The organism is Shewanella sp. GJ50-10 (assembly GCF_055808815.1).
Map to the genome: position 1 here is coordinate 2,577,867 of NZ_JBVVSS010000001.1, position 19,105 is coordinate 2,596,971.

The following is a 19,105-nucleotide window of genomic DNA, read 5'->3' on the forward strand; positions in this document are numbered from 1 at the left end:
ATAATCGGATAAAGCTAAATCATGACTTTCGACGCCTACCACAAACTGATAGAATAGCGCCGCATAAAATCCCATAAAACGATGTACCCTAGAGGATCCTCCGTGAGCACTCCTACACCACTTAGCTACAAAGACGCTGGCGTTGATATCGATGCTGGTAATGCATTAGTCAATAACATTAAATCTGCGGTAAAACGCACTCACCGTCCTGAAGTAATGGGCAACCTAGGTGGTTTTGGCGCTCTTTGCGAATTGCCAACTAAGTATAAACACCCAGTATTAGTTTCTGGTACTGACGGTGTTGGAACCAAGTTACGTTTAGCCATTGATTACAAAAAGCACGACACTGTTGGTGTTGATTTAGTTGCTATGTGTGTAAATGACTTAATCGTATCTGGTGCTGAACCTTTGTTCTTCCTAGATTACTACGCAACGGGCAAGTTAGATGTTGAAACTGCCACTTCAGTTGTCAACGGTATTGCTGAAGGCTGTCATCAATCAGGTTGTGCGTTAATCGGTGGTGAAACTGCTGAAATGCCTGGTATGTATGAAGGTGAAGATTACGATTTAGCTGGTTTCTGTGTTGGTGTCGCTGAAAAAGAAGCTATCATCGACGGTACTAAAGTTAAATCTGGTGACGCACTTATTGCACTAGGTTCAACTGGCCCTCACTCAAATGGTTACTCTTTAGTACGTAAAGTATTAGAAGTGAGCAAGGCAGATCCACAGCAAGATCTTGCTGGTAAGCCACTTATCGAACATTTATTAGAACCTACCAAGATTTATGTAAAGCCTTTACTTAAGTTGCTTGAGCAAACTGAAGTTCATGCAATGGCACATATTACTGGTGGCGGATTCTGGGAAAACATCCCACGCGTATTACCTGACGATTGCAAAGCCGTCGTTAAAGGTGACTCTTGGCAGTGGCCTGTTGTTTTCGACTGGTTAATGGAGAACGGCAACATTGAGCAGTTTGAAATGTACCGCACCTTCAACTGTGGTGTAGGTATGATTATTGCTCTGCCTGCCGAAAAAGTAGAGTCAGCACTTGAACTACTTAAAGCTGAAGGTGAAAACGCTTGGTTAATTGGTGAAATTGCAAATCGTCAAGGTGACGAAGAGCAAGTGGAGATTAACTAGATGTCTGAATGCTGCCGCGTTCTTGTTCTTATCTCAGGTAACGGTACTAACTTACAAGCCATTATTGATGGTTGTGATGATAACCTTAACGCTGAAGTTGTTGGTGTTATTAGCAACAAACCTGATGCTTACGGACTTGTCCGTGCTCATCATGGTGAAATCAATACCAGCTGTGTTATCGCCCGAAAGGATGAGAGCCGCCAGCAATATGACATGCGTCTACAGCAAGCCATTGAGCAGTATCAACCTGATTTAATTGTGCTTGCTGGCTTCATGCGTATTTTATCTGATGAGTTCGTTAGTCAATATATGGGTAAGATGATCAATATCCACCCTTCTTTATTGCCTAAATATGCAGGATTGCATACTCATCAAAGAGCATTAGATGCCAAAGATACGGAGCATGGTGCGAGTGTTCACTTTGTCATACCTGAACTGGATGCTGGCCCTGTCGTATTACAGGCTAAAGTCCCTGTTTATGAAGATGACACAGTAGAGACCTTATCTAGCCGAGTTCATGAACAAGAGCATGCTATCTACCCACTAGTGGTAAAATGGTTTAGCTTAAACCGATTAAAAATGGTCGATAAAAAAGCTTATTTGGATGACCAACTTATTGGTATTCACGGTTACGCACCTGATTAATTCCTTTAATAAAGCTTAAAAATTAAAAATCTCGCCTTGGCGAGATTTTTTGTTTTTTATCGAATCAAATAAGCCTAACGTGTTAAAACCAAAAGTTAGCGAACCGGTAAATCCATTCCAGCAAACATCTCATCAATCAGTTGCTGGTCACGCAATGCTACCGCCTTTTCTACGACATCACGAGTTAAGTGCGGCGCAAAGTTATACATGAAATCATACATATAACTACGTAGGAAGCTGCCACGTCTGAAACCGATTTTTGTCGTACTGTGGGCAAACAAATGTCTCGCATCAATTGCCACTAAGTCTTTATCAATTACGGGATCAATCGCCATTGAAGCAATAACACCGACACCCAGTCCTAATCTCACATAGGTTTTTAGTACATCAGCACTAGTGGCACTGAATACGACTCTAGGCTCTAGTTCAGCTTTTTTAAATGACTTTTCAATTTCAGATGCTTTGTCGAAACCAAATACATAAGTCACCAATGGAAACTCAGCCAAATCTTCAATAGTCAGTGTTTTACGATTAGCCAAAGGGTGATCGCGAGTAACAACAATCGAGCGATTCCAGTGATAACAAGGCAACATAATTAAATCTGAATATAAGTGCATTGCTTCTGTTGCAATTGCAAAGTCAGCATCACCTCTTGCAGCTTGTTCACTGATTTGTGAAGGCGTACCTTGATGCATGTGCAGGTTAACCTTCGGATAACGCTTAATAAAAGGCTTAATGACTTGTGGCAGCGCATAACGGGCTTGTGTATCAGTGGTCGCAATATTAAGCTCACCTTGATTAGGTTGGGTATACTCTTCCGATACTTTTTTAATACTTTCAACTTTACCTAAAATATCATTGGAAATATCAATCACTAATTGCCCAGCTGGTGTCACATGAGTTAAATGCTTACCACTGCGGCCAAAGATTTGAATACCCAGCTCATCTTCAAGCATTCGGACTTGTTTGCTGATCCCTGGCTGCGAGGTGTAAAGGTCTTCTGCTGTTGCTGAGACATTTAAATTGTGTTTTACCACTTCTGCAATATATCTTAGTTGCTGTAATTTCATGTTACGACCTTCGCCTTGCGCCAGATGTGAATCAGTTTTATTTATTAGAAGCTTTCGATAGAAGCTAAACTGTTTAAATAAAACACAACCAAAACAGCTTATGAAAGATTCCGTTATAGCTAAATGTTATAGACGATCTAAAATATTAAAGCAAATAGTAATAACGAGTTTGAGAATTTTGCATGTTATTGGCCTCTAATGGTAACCTTGCGGACTCAGTCCAAAGTTATAGCAATTCTTAACGATTTGAATGACTTTTTATACGACACGCTGCGTGTCATGCGCTAAGATATAAACTACAAATTTAATAAAAGTGGTAATAAACCACTCTGCTGTTAATTATTGAACGGAAACCATATGACCTTTACCTTGGTATTGATACTGCTAGGTGCACTTTTTATTCTGATCATTGGTATTAGTGTTATTCAGCAACAAAAAGAACGTGCTGAAGCAGAGCGCAGAATGGAATTAAAACGCCATAGAGCCATTATTAATGAAACCGAAAACGTTTTATCTAACACTGGCTTGGCATCATTCCCTAGCAGTGTCATTTTAGTGCTTTACAAGCGAATTAATGAAGCGCTTGAAATGTCCCTAACTCATCTTGAAAATCAACCACAACAAGCGGATTACCAACGCCGCTTAGTCGATATCCAAGCTCAAATCACTACTTTAAGCTCTAGTCCATCACAAGCTTTAGCGATTGAAAACTTTCGCTTACCGGACAATGACAAGCAAATTTTAGAATTAGTACAGATGCTCAAGAAACTTAAAGCTATTGTTAGAGCAGAAAACAACAAAGGTAAACTTGACCCGCAAGTGTTTGCTGAAGCAGAAAACCGTATAGATAGCTACCAATTGCGTATTAATGTTGAGTCAATGCTTTCACGTTCACGTGCTGCTAACTCACTAAAACAATTTGGTTCATCTAAACAAATGGTGTCCAAAGCACTAGCAACATTACAGGCTATTAAAGCTAAAACACCTAATGACCCTTTCATCAGCCGAAAAGTCGAAGAAGCAAAAGAGTTATTAGAAGAAATTGATTCTCAACAGAAGCAATTGAATCCTCAAGCGATCAAAACACCTAAAAATGATGAAGACGATATCGATATGCTATTCCAGCCTAAGAAGAAGTGGTAACGCATTCATTAGTTTTGTTCTAGCATAAAAATTGATTATTTAATTAAAGTCTCGAAAGAGGCTTTTTTGTATCTGTAATTGGGTCAGTAAATGGGTGTGTAATAACACACATGATTAATCACGAAAGTCTTACTGAGGACTCACTTGAGTATCTAAATGACACTCAAGTGATAGCATTGATTTAAATGTGTCTAACAAAGGTACAAGCCTTAGGTTATAGCTTTAAAACTTATCCACTGAGAACCAAAGAGATCTCTCTAATCCATATAAATACCAGAAACAAAAATGGGACCCTTAGGTCCCATTTAAATTTGAAAGCTTAATCAAATTAAGAGGCTTTTTTCTTAACCGCTTTTTTTGCTGGTTTTTTCTTAGTCGATTCGCTTACCCACTTGCCACCAATAAACTTCGAAGACCAACCTGTCGCTTTACCATCCACTTCAGTCGCAACGTATTGCTCCTTGGTTTTACGGCTAAACTTAACTGCAGCTTTATTACCATCATCATCTGTAACCGGTGCATCAGCTAGATACTGATATTTAGGCCATAGTTGCTCACGGTAATGTACAAGCTCTTCCACTAACGGTGCACGAGTCTCACGGGATTTAGGGAATGTACTTGCAGCAAGGAAAATACCTGCAGCGCCGTCACGCAAAACGAAATGCGCATCAGACTTAGTACACTTTAAATCAGGTAAGAAGATTGGATCTTCTTTTGGCGGCGCCGCTTCACCGCTCTTAAGCAGCTTACGAGTATTTTTACACTCTGTATTAGTACAGCCAAAGTACTTACCAAAGCGGCCATTTTTAAGTTCCATATCATTGCCGCATTTATCACACTCAATGATTGGGCCTTCATAGCCTTTAATTTTGAACTGTCCCGCTTCGATTTCGTACCCTTCACACGTTGGGTTATTACCACAAACATGTAATTTACGGCCTTCATCGATTAAGTAGCTGTCCATGGCAGTGCCACATTTGCCACAACGATGTTTGGCACGAAGTGCATCAGTTTCAGCATCTTCATTATCACTAACCGCTTCTTCACCAGGCGTTAAGTTCATTGTCGTTTTGCAACGTTCTTTCGGCGGCAATGCATAACCTGAACAACCTAAGAATACCCCGGTTGTACCTGTGCGGATCCCCATTGGGCGACCACAAGTTGGGCACTTAATATCTTCAGCAAGTACCATCTCATTGAGACGCATACCACCTTCTTCAGGATCTAACTCAGCATTTTTGAGCTGCTTAGTTAACTCAGCGTAGAAACCATCAAGTACGGTTTTCCACTCTAACTTACCTTGTGCTACGTCATCGAGCGTTTGCTCCATGCTAGCAGTAAAGTCAAAGTTCATAATGTCGCTGAAGCTTTCAACCAGGCGGTCACTAACAATTTCACCCATCTTTTCCGCGAAAAATCGACGGTTTTCAACTTTGACATAACCACGATCTTGAATCGTAGAAATAATCGTTGCGTAAGTTGATGGACGACCGATACCGCGTTTTTCAAGTTCTTTAACCAAAGATGCTTCACTAAAGCGCGCAGGCGGTTTAGTAAAATGCTGTTTCGGCAATAACTCATTAAGATCTAACACATCACCTTTATCTAAAGGTGGTAATGTGTTGTCTTCATCATTCTTCTTACCCATTGGTGGCTGAACTTTAGTCCAACCATCAAAACGTAATGTGCGACCACTGGCTTTTAATTCGTAATCACCCGCAGTGACAGTAAGACGAGTTGCATCATATTTGGCAGGCATCATCTGACAAGCAACAAATTGTCGCCAAATGAGCTCATAAAGACGCTGAGCGTCTCTTTCCATATCTGTTAAAGATGCTGACTGTACGATGACGTTTGACGGTCTGATAGCTTCATGCGCCTCTTGAGCACCTTCTTTGCTACCATAACGTAATGGTTGTTCAGGTAAGTACTTCTTACCGTACTCTGAACCAATCATGTCACGCACGCCTTCAACGGCTTCTTTACTTAAGTTTGTAGAATCGGTACGCATATAAGTAATATGGCCCGCTTCATACAAACGTTGCGCCATCATCATGGTCTTCTTAACACCGAAACCAAGTCGCGTACTCGCAGCTTGTTGCAGTGTAGAAGTGATATATGGTGCAGAAGGTTTACTTGACGTTGCTTTGTCATCACGACCAGTGACAACAAACTTGGCATCTTTTAATGCATCTAGTGCAACTTGAGCTTGAGCTTCATTAATTGGGCTAAATGCACCTGATTGAAACTTGGCAACTTGCATTTTAAGCTTTTGCTGCTGTGAAGTAGCAAGATCAGCATGAACATCCCAGAATTCTTCTGGCACGAATGCTTTAATCTCACCTTCACGCTCAACAACTAAGCGAACTGCCACAGACTGCACTCGACCTGCAGATAAACCACGTGCTACTTTTTTCCAAAGTAATGGTGACACCATGAAACCCACAACACGGTCGAGGAAACGACGAGCTTGTTGTGCATTAACCATATTGGTATCAAGAGCTGAAGGTTCACTAAATGCATCTTGAATAGCTGACTTGGTAATTTCGTTAAAGACAACACGTTGATAACGAGATTCGTCACCACCGATGATCTCTTGTAAATGCCAAGCAATTGCTTCTCCCTCTCTATCCAAATCGGTTGCGAGATAGATGTGGTCAGCTTTTTCAGCAAGTGCTTTTAATTCTTTAACGACTTTTTCTTTACCAGGTAAAATTTGGTATTTGGCGGCCCAGCCTTTTTCAGGGTTAATACCCATACGAGCCACTAACGCACGTTTATCACGTTGTAGCTTGTATTTAGCTTTCTCTTCAGGGGCCATTTTCCTAACTTCAGCAGGCGTTTTAGTCGCAACCTTGCTGTCAGGCGATGATGATGTAGGCAAATCACGGATATGACCTACACTCGATTTAACGATGAATTCTTTACCAAGGTATTTATTAATAGTCTTGGCTTTGGCCGGCGATTCGACAATAACTAGCGATTTACCCATAGTTTAATTTGCGCCAAAAAGTCTCTGATAGATTAAATTGGTTCCATATATAGAGTGTTGAGACGAATGTTTCAAGTAAATACCTCTAATATGTGTCCAGCGAGCCATTTTTTAATCAATTATAAAAAATGAAAAAAAATAATATTGCGTTAATTAAAAGTAATATTTCATTATTTATGGTCTAGCAAGTAAAAGTTGTGCATGTTTAGTCACTTTTTCAATTTTTGAGACCAAAGTCACCGCTTGTTAAGGCCTATTTCATCAGTATACTGGCTGTATTCTTGCGGTACCTAGCAGCAAATGAACTCATTTTCATAACAATAATTCATAACAATAATAAATATTTTTTAAGGATAATAAATGAAGCACTTCGAAGCGAACTTTGATGGACTTGTCGGACCAACCCACAATTATGCAGGTTTATCTTTTGGTAATGTAGCCTCATATAGCAACGCTGCGCAAGCTTCAAATCCAAAGTCTGCCGCGAAGCAAGGACTCAAAAAAGCAAAAGCACTTGCTGACTTAGGTATGATTCAAGGAGTATTAGCCCCTCAAGAACGTCCAGACCTTCACTCTCTTCGCCGTATGGGTTTTGCAGGTTCTGACGCTGAAGTACTAAACCAAGCCGCTAAGCATGCTCCTGCTTTATTAAATGCCTGTTGCAGTGCATCATCAATGTGGACAGCAAATGCGGCCACTGTCTCACCGAGTGCTGATACTCGCGATGGAAAAGTGCATTTCACACCAGCAAACTTGGTCGACAAGCTGCACCGCAGCATTGAGCCGTTAACTACAGGTAATATTCTCAAAGCGACATTTAAAGATGAGCGTTTCTTTAAACATCATCTGCATTTACCTGAACACGCAAGTTTTGGTGATGAAGGTGCTGCCAATCATACTCGTCTTTGCCAAGATTACGGTCACTCTGGTGTAGAGCTATTTGTTTACGGTCAAGAAGCAACCAACCCAAACGCAGTCAAGCCGACTAAATACCCAGCTAGGCAAACATTAGAAGCCTCACAAGCTGTCGCTCGCTTGCATCAACTAGATGAAGAAAGCAGTGTCTTTATGCAGCAAAACCCTAGTGTGATAGATCAAGGTGTATTTCATAACGATGTGATTTCAGTTGGTAACCAAAATGTACTGTTCTACCACGAACAAGCTTTTTTAAATACTGAAGCCAAATTTGAAGAAATCCGCAGCAAGATGAACACCGATGTCTACTTTATTAAAGTCGCAACAGATCAAGTTTCAATTAACGATGCTGTTAAGAGTTATTTATTTAATACTCAGATCATTACCCTACCAAACGGCGAAATGGCGATTATTGCGCCGACTAACTGTCAAGAGAACCCTGCGGTATTTGCTTACCTCAATGAACTGGTTACTTTAGGCACGCCTATTAAACAAGTACAGTATTATGATGTGAAACAAAGTATGCAAAATGGCGGCGGTCCAGCATGTCTTCGTTTACGTGTTGCAATGAGTGAATTAGAAATATCGGCAGTTAATCAAAACACATTGATGAATGATGCTTTATTTAATCGGTTAAATGTCTGGGTAGATAAACATTACCGCGACAGCCTTGAAGTAAAAGACTTAGCTGACCCACAATTAATAATTGAATCTCGTACAGCGTTAGATGAGTTAACTCAGATTTTAAAACTGGGCAGTGTTTATCAATTCCAAAAGTAAAACTTTCTACTTCTAACAAGCATAAAAAAATGCCGCTCAATGAGCGGCATTTTTATTTAGCAAAAGGACGCCTACAACTACTGAATCGTTACATTCATATTAAGTAATGGAGTAATTAAACCTGAAGGGGTTTCTACTTCAACAGAGAAAACACCAGCATTAGGCTCTTCTTCACCTTTCAATTGCGCAGAAAATCCACGACCGCTATTTACATTGGATATTGGCCACACAAGTTCACTTGAAGAGGAAATACTACCTGCACTCGTAGAGAAGCGAACGATTGTTCCTGATGGCATTTGCTGATTATGTAAGTCTGATATATCGAAGAAAACACTAGCAACACCTTTACCAACAATAACAATATCACTCTGTCCAACAACAGAGCCTCGGCTATCATTAACAAGAATATCTGAATCAAGCGTTCTATATGCTTCACTACCAGACATAACAATCACAATACTACGTCTTACATATATTGACTTTGAATCACTAACTCCATCAGCACAGCCTGCATGAGCAGGATCTGAACAAAGTACACCATTATATAAGCTATCTTTTACATCAAACTGGCCATTTGAATTAAAATCAATTAACTCTTCTAAATCGCCTCCGTCTTGACCTGTAGGTTGCCCTGCAGGTTGAGGATTAAACACTGTATCTTCATTGTAATCGTTAAAGGCATCATTTAAATCAAATGGTTCACCTGTTACATCTACACCATTTAAAAACTCATCCATTTCTGATTCATCAAATCGACCGTTACCGTTCAAATCAGGAAATGACTCTTCACCAATAGCTGTGGCTGTAATTGTCGCTCTGCCACCATATTTTTGACCGTAAACATTGCCTGATACCCCTAAATCCGAATAATAAAGAATATCTGAATCAGCGTTACGAGGTAATGTCCCGGCACCTCCAGTAATAGTCTCACCTTGAGGACGTGGCTGTTGTGAAATCCATGTTACTGAACATGCGCCGTTAACAGTTTGACAGGCATCTTCAATTGCACCACCTTCCGTAGTAAATGAAACAGTGGTTCCATCAGGCACTGGGTTATTAAATGCATCCGCCATCCGGGCAGTTACGACTACTTTTGTTCCATCAATGCCCCAACCCTCAGGGTTAACTGTTTCTGCTGATAGTGAAAAACTATCTTGATCTGGAATACCTGTTGAAATAACCAATTGCTTAGATTGACTTGATATCGCAGGAATTGAACCATCATCGACTGTAGCAGTAACTCGAACGGAAGTTGCCACAGTACCTGTTCGAACAACTGTTTGGGCAATACCTTCATTATTTGTCGTAACAGTAAAAGGATCCAAACTAATCCCACCAACATCAGTATTTAAAGCAAAATCAACTTTTTGATTAGCCACAACATTACTGTTTTTATCCAGCACTTGAAACTTAACTACTGATGATTCAACACCTCCAGTCCCCAAGATAGCAATATTTTCTGGTTCAGCTGATAAAAATACAATACTACCAACATCAGCTTGCAATACATTTAACGATGCAACAGCAGACAAACTTATTCCACCAGCATTTGCTGTCACATTGATTTGATCTTCACCTACACAACCCTGCGCCAAGTATGTTGAAGTAGCTACTCCATTGCTCGAAGACACAGGAGAACTAATTTCCGCTTGGGCTGGAGACTTTGTTGCACAAGTCGATGAAAAATTAACATCTACAGGTTGATTAAATGGATTCCCTTCTGCATCTTGAATCAGCACAGTTATCGTTGCAGTACCACCAGCTGATAAATTTTCTATACTTACTTCTGCAGCGCCTTCAACAAATGGGTCACCAGATCCCATTAGTACATTCGTTGCGCCCACAACAACAATTGTTGAGCCTTGTTCATTGGTCGGAAGAGTAACTGTAACCGTTCCTGCACCTAGAGAACTACCAGCATAAATATCAACACTCGCTTTGCCTTCTTCATTAGTTACAGCAGTTAAAATAGGTAAATCCCCAATGTCAGATTCAAAAGTAACAATCGTAGCTTGGTTAATACCTGTCACTGTAGCAACAAGCTTACCAGGGGAAAGTGTACTAATAGTATCAGTTGGAATTCCATCGGCGTCAGTAAGTACCACTGAAACTTGCGCCCCACCTCCGGCTTCACCGCCATCTCCAGCCATAGTTACATTAACAGTTGCTGATTCACCACTTGTAATCGTTGCAGTAACAGATGCACCTGTATTTATTGATGCGGTATTCAGTTGAATTGATGCCACACCATCAGAATTAGTCGCAACTTGCCCAGTTGCAGGGGCAAAAGTTCCGAAAGTTCCATCATTTAACTCAAAACTAACTAAGGTATCTACAGCAGTTCCACTAGAGGTCTTTACCGTTGCAGTTAAAGTCGCAGGCTCTGCCACAGATATTTGATTATTATCAACAGTCAGTGTCACTGTTATAGTTTCAGGATTTGTCCCCCCACCACCGTCATCTGAAATACTTCCTCCACCACTACAAGCGAAAAGAAAAATTGAACTTAAAAGCGCTAAAAATAGTCTTTGTGCTGACCTCATTGTCAGTCTCCCTGTTACATTAAAATCGTACTTAAGATTTATAATAGTTACTTATAACGTTATATTACACAAAAATCTGGTAACTTTTTTGTTACTCTACTGTTTTATTCGGCATTTTTCCTTAAAAACTTTAACTTTTACACCGTTTCATAAGATTTATTTTCCTGCTAGGCTTTAAAAGATAAAAAATAAAAATCATTAAAAATCGATGATTGAGATTGGAAGGAAGTAGTTTTGAATAAAAATAGTAAGCTTGGTTTAACAAGCAAAATCCTCATAGGTATGGGCGCGGGTATTCTTCTCGGTTTAATTCTGAGAAACGTATTTCCTGAAAGCCTATTCGTAAAAGACTATATTACCGAAGGCATTTTACATGTTGTCGGCACCATATTTATTTCAAGTTTGAAAATGTTGGTTGTACCACTTGTATTTGTATCGCTAGTTTGTGGTACAAGTTCATTGAGTGATCCTTCTAAATTAGGTCGACTAGGCGGTAAAACCATTGCCTTTTATATGTTCACCACAGCAATTGCACTAACCGTCGCAATCACGCTCGCTATTATCGTTCATCCAGGTAATGCATCACTTGCAACTTCAGCTATGGAGTTCAGTGCCAAAGATGCACCAAGTCTTGCTGAAGTTGTGATTAACATTGTGCCAACTAACCCAATTGAAGCAATGAGCCAAGGCAACATGCTGCAAATTATCATTTTTGCAGTCATCTTTGGTTTTGCCATTTCTCATATTGGTGAACGCGGTGCTCGTGTATCGGCGCTATTTAATGACTTAAACGAAGTCATCATGCGTGTAGTAACGTTAGTCATGCAACTTGCACCATACGGTGTCTTTGCTTTAATGGCTAAGTTAAGCTTAACTCTTGGGCTAGAAACCCTTGGCAGTGTGGTTCAATACTTCTTCCTAGTCATTTTCGTTTTACTTGTGCAGGCATTGGTGGTTTATCCAACACTGTTGAAAACATTTACAGGACTTAGTCCATTTATGTTCTTGCGCAAAATGCGTGATGTTCAGCTATTTGCATTTAGTACCGCTAGCTCAAATGCGACGTTACCTGTAACCATTGAAACCTGTGAACACCGTTTAGGTGCTGACAATAAAGTCGCTTCATTTACTCTGCCATTAGGTGCAACCATCAACATGGATGGCACCGCTATCATGCAAGGTGTTGCAACGGTATTCATAGCTCAGGTATTTGGCATTGAATTAGGTCTAATGGATTATGCCTTAGTGGTTGTAACCGCAACGTTGGCTTCTATCGGTACAGCGGGTGTTCCTGGTGTTGGTCTAATCATGCTTGCTATGGTACTTAACCAAGTTGGTCTTCCTGTTGAAGGTATTGCACTGATTATTGGTGTGGACCGTCTATTAGATATGATCCGTACAGCAGTAAACGTTACCGGTGACTCAGTTGCTACAGTCGTGATTGCTAAATCTGAAGGCGAGTTCAACGAAGAAGTCTTTAATGACTCTCAAGCAGGCAAAGTTGGTTCAAGCTTTGAAGAACAAGTTAAAAATGCTTAATAACTAACTTGTATCTATAGCGAATAAATAGGCGCCTCAATGGCGCCTTTTTTATTTATGGGATAACCTAACATTTATTATTTTATACAGAAGTAATATCCTCCCTTATTTCAGTATTTTTATAACCCAACACTTCGGAAATAAAATGGACTTTGCCTTACTTTCAACACTTGCCGTAATACATTGCCTAGCACTTATTAGTCCAGGTCCAGATTTCGCCATTATTGTAAAAACATCTACCCAGCAAAGCCGTCAAACTGCATTGATGTGCGCAACAGGCATTAGCGTCGCAATTTTACTCCACAGTTTACTGTCACTACTGGGGATAAGCATCATGATAAAGCAATCTGAACTGGCATACTTCGCAGTGCAAATCATTGGGGTAAGTTACCTTGCTTGGATGGGATTTGGGGCGTTAGTTTCTGCAGTAAAATCTTTTCAAAATAAATCGAAGCCTTCTGAAATACTGCAAACTCCTTCTGCGAAAACTAATATCAATTTCGATACTATAACGCCTGCTAAAGGCTTTAAAATCGGCTTATATACTAATTTACTTAATCCCAAAGCGCTGATTTTCTTTATTACAATATTCACAGTACTGGTGACACCTGAAGTTACTGCATCAACCAAAATAGCTTCGGCCAGCTTATTGTTTATTTTATCGCTTATTTGGTTTTGCTTTTTAGCCGTAATACTGACTAAACCAGCAATACAAAATAAAATGAGTAAAGGAAGCAATATCATAGATGCAATTACAGGAGTGATATTCATCGGAGTGGCGATCACCATATTACTCAGTTTGATACAGCAACTGCTTGTCTGATAAGTCAATTACTATTACAGTCAGTTAAGGTTAAGCATTATGACTTTAATATCTACCTATAGCAGGTAGTTAAATAGTGACTTAGAAGAGTTCACTAAACACTATTTAATAACCTTTCAAATCATATTTCTAATTTTATAGCGATAACACCAAAGAGTATTTTTATGAGAATTTTGGTAATAGAAGACGACCCTATTTTATCTCATCACTTGAACGTGCAATTATCTGATTTGGGTAATCAAGTTCAGGTTGCCTTAACAGCCAAAGAAGGGTTTTATCAGGCCACGAACTACCCTATTGATATCGCTATAGTCGACCTAGGCTTACCCGACAAAGACGGCATGACCCTCATATCAGACATGCGTAATGCTGGCGTCAAAGCGCCGATTTTAATTCTAACCGCACGAGTCAATTGGCAAGATAAAGTAGAAGGCTTAAATGCTGGCGCCGATGATTACTTAGTGAAACCTTTTCAAAAAGAAGAGCTGGTAGCACGATTAGACGCTTTAGTAAGACGAAGCGCAGGCTTTGTGAAACCCACTATCAGCAGCGGTACACTGCAACTGGATTTAGCGGCCAAACAGGTGATTTTAAATGATGAAAATATGGAAGTGACTGCTTTTGAATATCTCATTTTGGAGTATTTAATGCGCCACTGCCACGAAGTCGTCGCGAAACAACGCTTATTAGATGTAGTTTATGGCGATAAAGAAGGCGACCCGAATACCATTGAAGTGATGGTCAGCCGTATTCGTAAAAAACTCAGTAAAGGTGGGATTGAAAATCCTATTGCCACTATTCGCGGCCAAGGATATAAATTTAATCTCCCATGCAGCTAAGCTTTAAGCCTAAAAAACGTCTGTTAACACGGATGTTCATTACTTCATTATCTATCATTGCATTGGTGGGGTTTGGGCTGGCTTGGTCAGTGACCATCCTTCATGCCCAAAACAGTTATAATAAGGAAACTTCACAGCTCATTGCCGAGATGCCACAAATTGCTGCTGAGCTAAGAGAATACGACCTCATCCCAGCAGACAATGGCTGGTTGAATGAAAATAATAAGCAGAAACGCTATATGATGGCGAGTTGTACCCAGACTTTTGACGAAGTATGGATCTCTTCCTCAGCCAAAGACAGCGGTTTAAATAACATTTGTCAGCGTTTTGAATCCATAGCTGATACAAACCCACCCTATTATTTGACCATGTCGGATGAAAAATCCTACTTTGCCTACATGTTGCCGGTTGAGCTCAATCAAACCCAGTACAACATGGTCGTGTTAAAAGATGCAGATTCGGTTGAGAACGAGTTTATTCGCTTCAAAAAGCTCACCTATCTACGTCTCGCTGTGGTTATGCTGCTTGCAGTGGTATTACTTGTCAGTGCTGCGTACTGGGGAATGCGCCCTATGGCAAGATTAAAAAGCGAATTACAAGCAATTGGAGACGGTAAAAAAGAAGCCCTCTCAGAGGGATATCCCCATGAGCTTGAAGGCGTCACTCAAGCTTTAAACCAATTATTATCACAATCCAGTGATCAACAAGAGCGCTACCAAAACGCGATGAATGACTTAGCGCATAGTCTCAAAACACGTTTAGCTGCAGTGCACGCTATTACTGACGACAATTCACTGACTAAAGCCGATGCAAGCGAGAAAATTATGCAGCAAGTGGGTCAGATGGATCAGTTGGTTAAATATCAATTAAAACGCGCTTTAGTTGGCAGGCAAGGCTTAGTGCACGAACAAACTCCTGTAAAGCCGATGATTGACCAGTTATCACAAATGCTATTTAAAATTTATCGTGAAAAAGACCTAAAATTTACCGCTAATGTTTCCCCAGAAGTGAGTTTCCCGATTAATAAAGGCGACTTAATGGAGCTATGTGGCAACTTGATGGAAAACGGCTTTAGGCTATCGATTAGCGAAGTCATCGTTACAGCGTGTATTGACCATGATGGTAATGCTTTACTCATTGTTGAAGATGACGGGCCCGGCGTTGAAGATGCTTTAAAAGAGCGCATCATTCAACGCGGAGTACGCGCAGATACCCAATCACCAGGGCAAGGAATTGGCCTAGCAGTGTGTAACGAAATTGTCAGTAGTTACCATGGGTTACTTTCAATTACAGAAAGCCATTTGCAAGGCGCGAAATTTACCATCAAAATTCCGCCTCAATAATCATTATTCGAATGACAAACTTGTAAACACAAGACCTTGCATCAATAGGTAAAAACAAAACGAGGCCTCAAGCCTCGTTTTTATCTAATTGGCGCGTATAAGTGTTCAGCCTTGTTAAACATTATCCACGACGTAGCAATATATTTATCACCACTAATCGGTGTATTGCCTTTATGGGTATGGGTAAAGCCAGCAGGCGCTATGACCATAGTGCCCTTTTGAGGGGAAACTAATTTATTCTGATAATAAAATTCGGTCTCTCCACCTTCTTCTACATCATTAAGATAAAACATATATAACAGCACACGATGAAGCGCTTCATGCGAGCCTGTTTGAGGAAAATGTTCTGAATGCCAGTGAGGATACCCACCAACACCTTTAATATACTTTTGAATATTCACCACGCCGCTACGATACAAATACTTAGTTAATGCTTCTGCTCTGCGCTCACCAAGAGCAGAAAAATTATCTGGATTAAGAGTGACTGGTTTACCTTGCTCATCGGCAACAGAAACCGAAACCGCTCCCATCAAAGCCATGGGGTATTTTTTGAAATAATCAGCGGTGTGCTTTAATGTATTCTGTAATAGTTCATTTTTAAGCGAAATCATATCTTGATGATTATCCAAGGTTAAATCAAAACTTCGCTTTTTAGCCCTATCAACACCTTGGCCTGTTTTTCCTTCTATTACGCCTTCATGATTCTCGAAAGCCATAATGAGTCTGTCACACAAATCATCGGGTAAAGCATTCGGGATGACTTCAATAAAATCCATATTAAATCAGCACTTTTTAATAATGTAGTGATAATATGCTGCCATGGATTTGATAAATTGGCAAAAGTACTCAACTTATCATTTGCTATTCAATAATAAAAAATGCTTTAGGCACTTGCTGTAACCTATGAAAAAATCTGTAAAAGTTCTAATCAATCAAATTCAAGTGGGTAACTTTATCCGCTTACCTGTCGCGTGGAAAGAACACCCATTCCTGTTTAGTAGCTTTAAAGTAAAAACACAGTCTCAAATAGAATTGATCAAAAGCCTCGGAATTGAGCACGTATTTTTCGATACTGAACGAAGCGATAGTCCAATAATCGATAAAAAAGATGTCACTAAAAAATCTGCGCCTGTTCAAGATGAAGGTTTAGATAAATTGAAACTCGAAATGGATCAATACAAACAAGATCAAATCGAGTACCAAAACAAGCTACGTCGAAGCATCAAAAAAACTGAACAGCAATTTGAGCGGTCATTAGCAATGATGCGCTCAACAGTATCAAAGTTAGGGAGCCGTCCGCTAAACTCGGTTAATGATGCTAAAGATATGATTAGTACCATGACTAATATGTTGCTTAGTTCAGATGATTTAGTACTTCATTTAATGAGCGACGCAAAGCCAGACGATCTCATTTATCATCACTCAATGAATGTTTCGGTCATTTGTATGATGCTAGCTAAAAGCCTTGAATGGAGCCGTGAAGATATTGAGTTGGTTGGATTAGGTGCATTATTCCATGATGTAGGAAAGCTTAAAATACCGAGTAACATCTTAAAAAAACAAGTTCCGCTTACCAAACCTGAGCAAAACTTAATTAAACAGCATCCATTAATGAGCCTTAATTTTCTTAAGCTAGCCGATACTTTTCCTGAAGAAGCTAAGCCGATGATTGCTAATCATCACGAGTTTATTGACGGTTCTGGCTACCCTAAAGGTTTAAAAGGTGAAGAATTAGATAAGTTTTCCCAACTCATTACCGTCGTGAATGAGTACGATAATTTATGCAATGGTACAAAATTAGCTAAAGCCAAAACGCCTTACGCTTCACTGGGTATTATTTATAAAAACTATAAGCAAAAACTTAACACTGAATACGTTGGAAAATTAATTAAAACCATCGGCATTTACCCCCCTGGCTGCGTCATTGAATTATCTAGTGGTCAGTTTGGCCTAGTCATGTCGGTTAACCTAAACAAGATATTGTTTCCACAGATCATGCTTTATGATCCTTTAGTTCCTAAAGACCAAGCACCAATTATTGATTTAGAGCGAGAAGAAATCAGTATAGTGCGTTGTTTACCCACATCCGCTTTACCTGAAAATATTTTTAAATATTTAAACCCAAGAGAACGCATTAGTTACGGCGTTGGACAAGCTTAATAGTCTTTCAGAAACATTCATTAACTAAAACAAAAAAACCATTAATAACAGCGTTATTAATGGCTTTCGTTTTTAAGCTAATTAAGCTTTAGCAAAAGACGTTTATCTAAGAATGTTTATAACCAACCTTTCCGCTTAAAGAACAAGTAAGTGCCACCTGCACTGGCAAGCATCAAACCAATCGCCATTGGATAACCAAAACGCCAATCTAATTCTGGCATATTGGCAAAGTTCATTCCGTAACTACTGGCGATCACTGTTGGCGGTAAAAATACCACGGCAGCAACCGAGAAGATTTTAATGATTTTTGTTTGCTGGATGCCACTAAAGCCCATTGCAGCGTCTAGTAGGAAATTCAATTTATCGAAAATAAACTGGCTATGAGGCATTAACGATTCAATATCCGATAGCATTTCACGTAAATCTTTAATGTTCTCTTCTGATAAATGTTCACGATAATAGCGCTGAATATAACGCAATGAACGTTGTGTATCGAGCAAACTTAAACGAATTTTGCCATTTGAGTCTTCTTGCAGCGTAATCATTTTGAAGACTTCATCGAGTTCTTTGTCTTCAAAAACATTTTGGCTAACATCATCGAGAACTGAATACACATCTTCAATTAAATCAGAAAGGTAATCTACTTTAAGATGAAATAGCTCTAACATCAGTCCTTGCGGTGTTGTTGCATCTAAACGCCCTAAACGTAGGTAGTTACGCAGCAAACGGATAAGGCCAACGTCATCTTCGCGTATCGTCAGTAAAAAATCTTTTCGCAAGTTGAACGAGACGTTTATCGCACGAACATCAGAACCAACACGTTGCGGGAAAAGAGAGTTAATGTGCAATCCATCTTTGCTCTGAAAAAAACGTGCTGAAGCTTCAATTTCATTAATGTCTTCTTCTTCGGGGACTTCCTCTACCGAAAACCTGCTTAACCACTCACGTTCATCGTCATTGGGTTTGAACATGTCTAACCATAATGTTTGTTCGGGTATACTGTCTTGAACATTTAGTTCGTGAACAGTTAACTTGCGATTGTGATAAACATAGGCAGTAATCATGGTTCCCCCAAAGTGGTCACTTATATTGTGTCCACCATCAATTTGCTTTAACAACAGGCATAAAAATTTTGGCTAGTGTACTAAAATAATTTGATAATAAAATGTTTAA

14 protein-coding genes are annotated in these 19,105 nt (G+C 39.7%); 9 read left to right on the forward strand and 5 right to left on the reverse strand.

The features are described from left to right. Nucleotides 1–102: 102 nt before the first annotated feature. On the forward strand, nt 103–1,140 hold the full coding sequence (purM, locus tag AC0L4E_RS10825) for a phosphoribosylformylglycinamidine cyclo-ligase (protein ID WP_220755013.1): 1,038 nt from the start codon (nt 103–105) through the stop codon (nt 1,138–1,140). Then, on the forward strand, nt 1,141–1,785 hold the full coding sequence (purN, locus tag AC0L4E_RS10830; protein ID WP_220755012.1) for a phosphoribosylglycinamide formyltransferase: 645 nt from the start codon (nt 1,141–1,143) through the stop codon (nt 1,783–1,785). Nucleotides 1,786–1,880: 95 nt separating this feature from the next. Here purN and cysB read toward each other — a convergent pair whose 3' ends face one another. Then, complete coding sequence (cysB, locus tag AC0L4E_RS10835; protein WP_102528355.1) at nt 1,881–2,855, reverse strand: HTH-type transcriptional regulator CysB; 975 nt, start codon at nt 2,853–2,855, stop codon at nt 1,881–1,883. A gap of 357 nt (nt 2,856–3,212) precedes the next feature. On the opposite strand from cysB, the gene AC0L4E_RS10840 reads away from it, so the two are divergent. Further along, nucleotides 3,213–3,998, forward strand: a complete 786-nt coding sequence (locus tag AC0L4E_RS10840; RefSeq protein WP_473679183.1) for a hypothetical protein — start codon at nt 3,213–3,215, stop codon at nt 3,996–3,998. A gap of 328 nt (nt 3,999–4,326) precedes the next feature. Here AC0L4E_RS10840 and topA read toward each other — a convergent pair whose 3' ends face one another. Next, the gene (gene topA / locus AC0L4E_RS10845; RefSeq protein ID WP_473679184.1) at nt 4,327–6,990 is read right to left on the reverse strand and encodes a type I DNA topoisomerase; all 2,664 of its coding nucleotides are present in this window, start codon (nt 6,988–6,990) and stop codon (nt 4,327–4,329) included. A 360-nt stretch (nt 6,991–7,350) separates the two neighbouring features. Between topA and astB the strand changes: the two genes are divergently transcribed. After that, nucleotides 7,351–8,685 carry an N-succinylarginine dihydrolase gene (gene astB / locus AC0L4E_RS10850; protein ID WP_473679185.1) on the forward strand — a complete coding sequence of 445 codons (1,335 nt, stop codon included), beginning with the start codon at nt 7,351–7,353 and terminating at the stop codon, nt 8,683–8,685. A 77-nt stretch (nt 8,686–8,762) separates the two neighbouring features. Here astB and AC0L4E_RS10855 read toward each other — a convergent pair whose 3' ends face one another. Beyond that, a complete protein-coding gene (locus AC0L4E_RS10855) occupies nt 8,763–11,228 on the reverse strand; it encodes an Ig-like domain-containing protein (protein ID WP_473679186.1) in 2,466 nt (821 codons plus the stop codon). 234 nt (nt 11,229–11,462) lie between these two features. Between AC0L4E_RS10855 and AC0L4E_RS10860 the strand changes: the two genes are divergently transcribed. From AC0L4E_RS10860 to AC0L4E_RS10875, 4 genes are all read left to right on the forward strand, one after another. Continuing rightward, nucleotides 11,463–12,767, forward strand: coding sequence for a dicarboxylate/amino acid:cation symporter (locus AC0L4E_RS10860; protein ID WP_473679187.1), 1,305 nt, complete (start codon nt 11,463–11,465; stop codon nt 12,765–12,767). Between the two features lie 145 nt (nt 12,768–12,912). Then, on the forward strand, nt 12,913–13,590 hold the full coding sequence (locus AC0L4E_RS10865) for a LysE family transporter (protein WP_473679188.1): 678 nt from the start codon (nt 12,913–12,915) through the stop codon (nt 13,588–13,590). Nucleotides 13,591–13,754: 164 nt separating this feature from the next. Further along, nucleotides 13,755–14,429 carry a response regulator gene (locus tag AC0L4E_RS10870; RefSeq protein WP_473679189.1) on the forward strand — a complete coding sequence of 225 codons (675 nt, stop codon included), beginning with the start codon at nt 13,755–13,757 and terminating at the stop codon, nt 14,427–14,429. Continuing rightward, entirely contained in the window at nt 14,420–15,772 is a 1,353-nt protein-coding gene (locus AC0L4E_RS10875; protein ID WP_473679190.1) for an ATP-binding protein, read from the forward strand. The genes AC0L4E_RS10870 and AC0L4E_RS10875 overlap by 10 nt, the downstream gene beginning before the upstream one ends. Nucleotides 15,773–15,852: 80 nt before the next feature. On the opposite strand, the gene AC0L4E_RS10880 is transcribed toward AC0L4E_RS10875, so the two are convergent. Continuing rightward, nucleotides 15,853–16,548, reverse strand: a complete 696-nt coding sequence (locus AC0L4E_RS10880; protein WP_473679191.1) for a 2OG-Fe(II) oxygenase — start codon at nt 16,546–16,548, stop codon at nt 15,853–15,855. A 127-nt stretch (nt 16,549–16,675) separates the two neighbouring features. Between AC0L4E_RS10880 and AC0L4E_RS10885 the strand changes: the two genes are divergently transcribed. Next, nucleotides 16,676–17,932 (forward strand): HD-GYP domain-containing protein, encoded by a 1,257-nt coding sequence (locus AC0L4E_RS10885; RefSeq protein ID WP_473679192.1) that lies wholly within the window; start codon nt 16,676–16,678, stop codon nt 17,930–17,932. A gap of 116 nt (nt 17,933–18,048) precedes the next feature. Here AC0L4E_RS10885 and corA read toward each other — a convergent pair whose 3' ends face one another. Continuing rightward, entirely contained in the window at nt 18,049–18,996 is a 948-nt protein-coding gene (corA, locus tag AC0L4E_RS10890; protein ID WP_473679193.1) for a magnesium/cobalt transporter CorA, read from the reverse strand. Between the last annotated feature and the right edge of the window lie 109 nt (nt 18,997–19,105).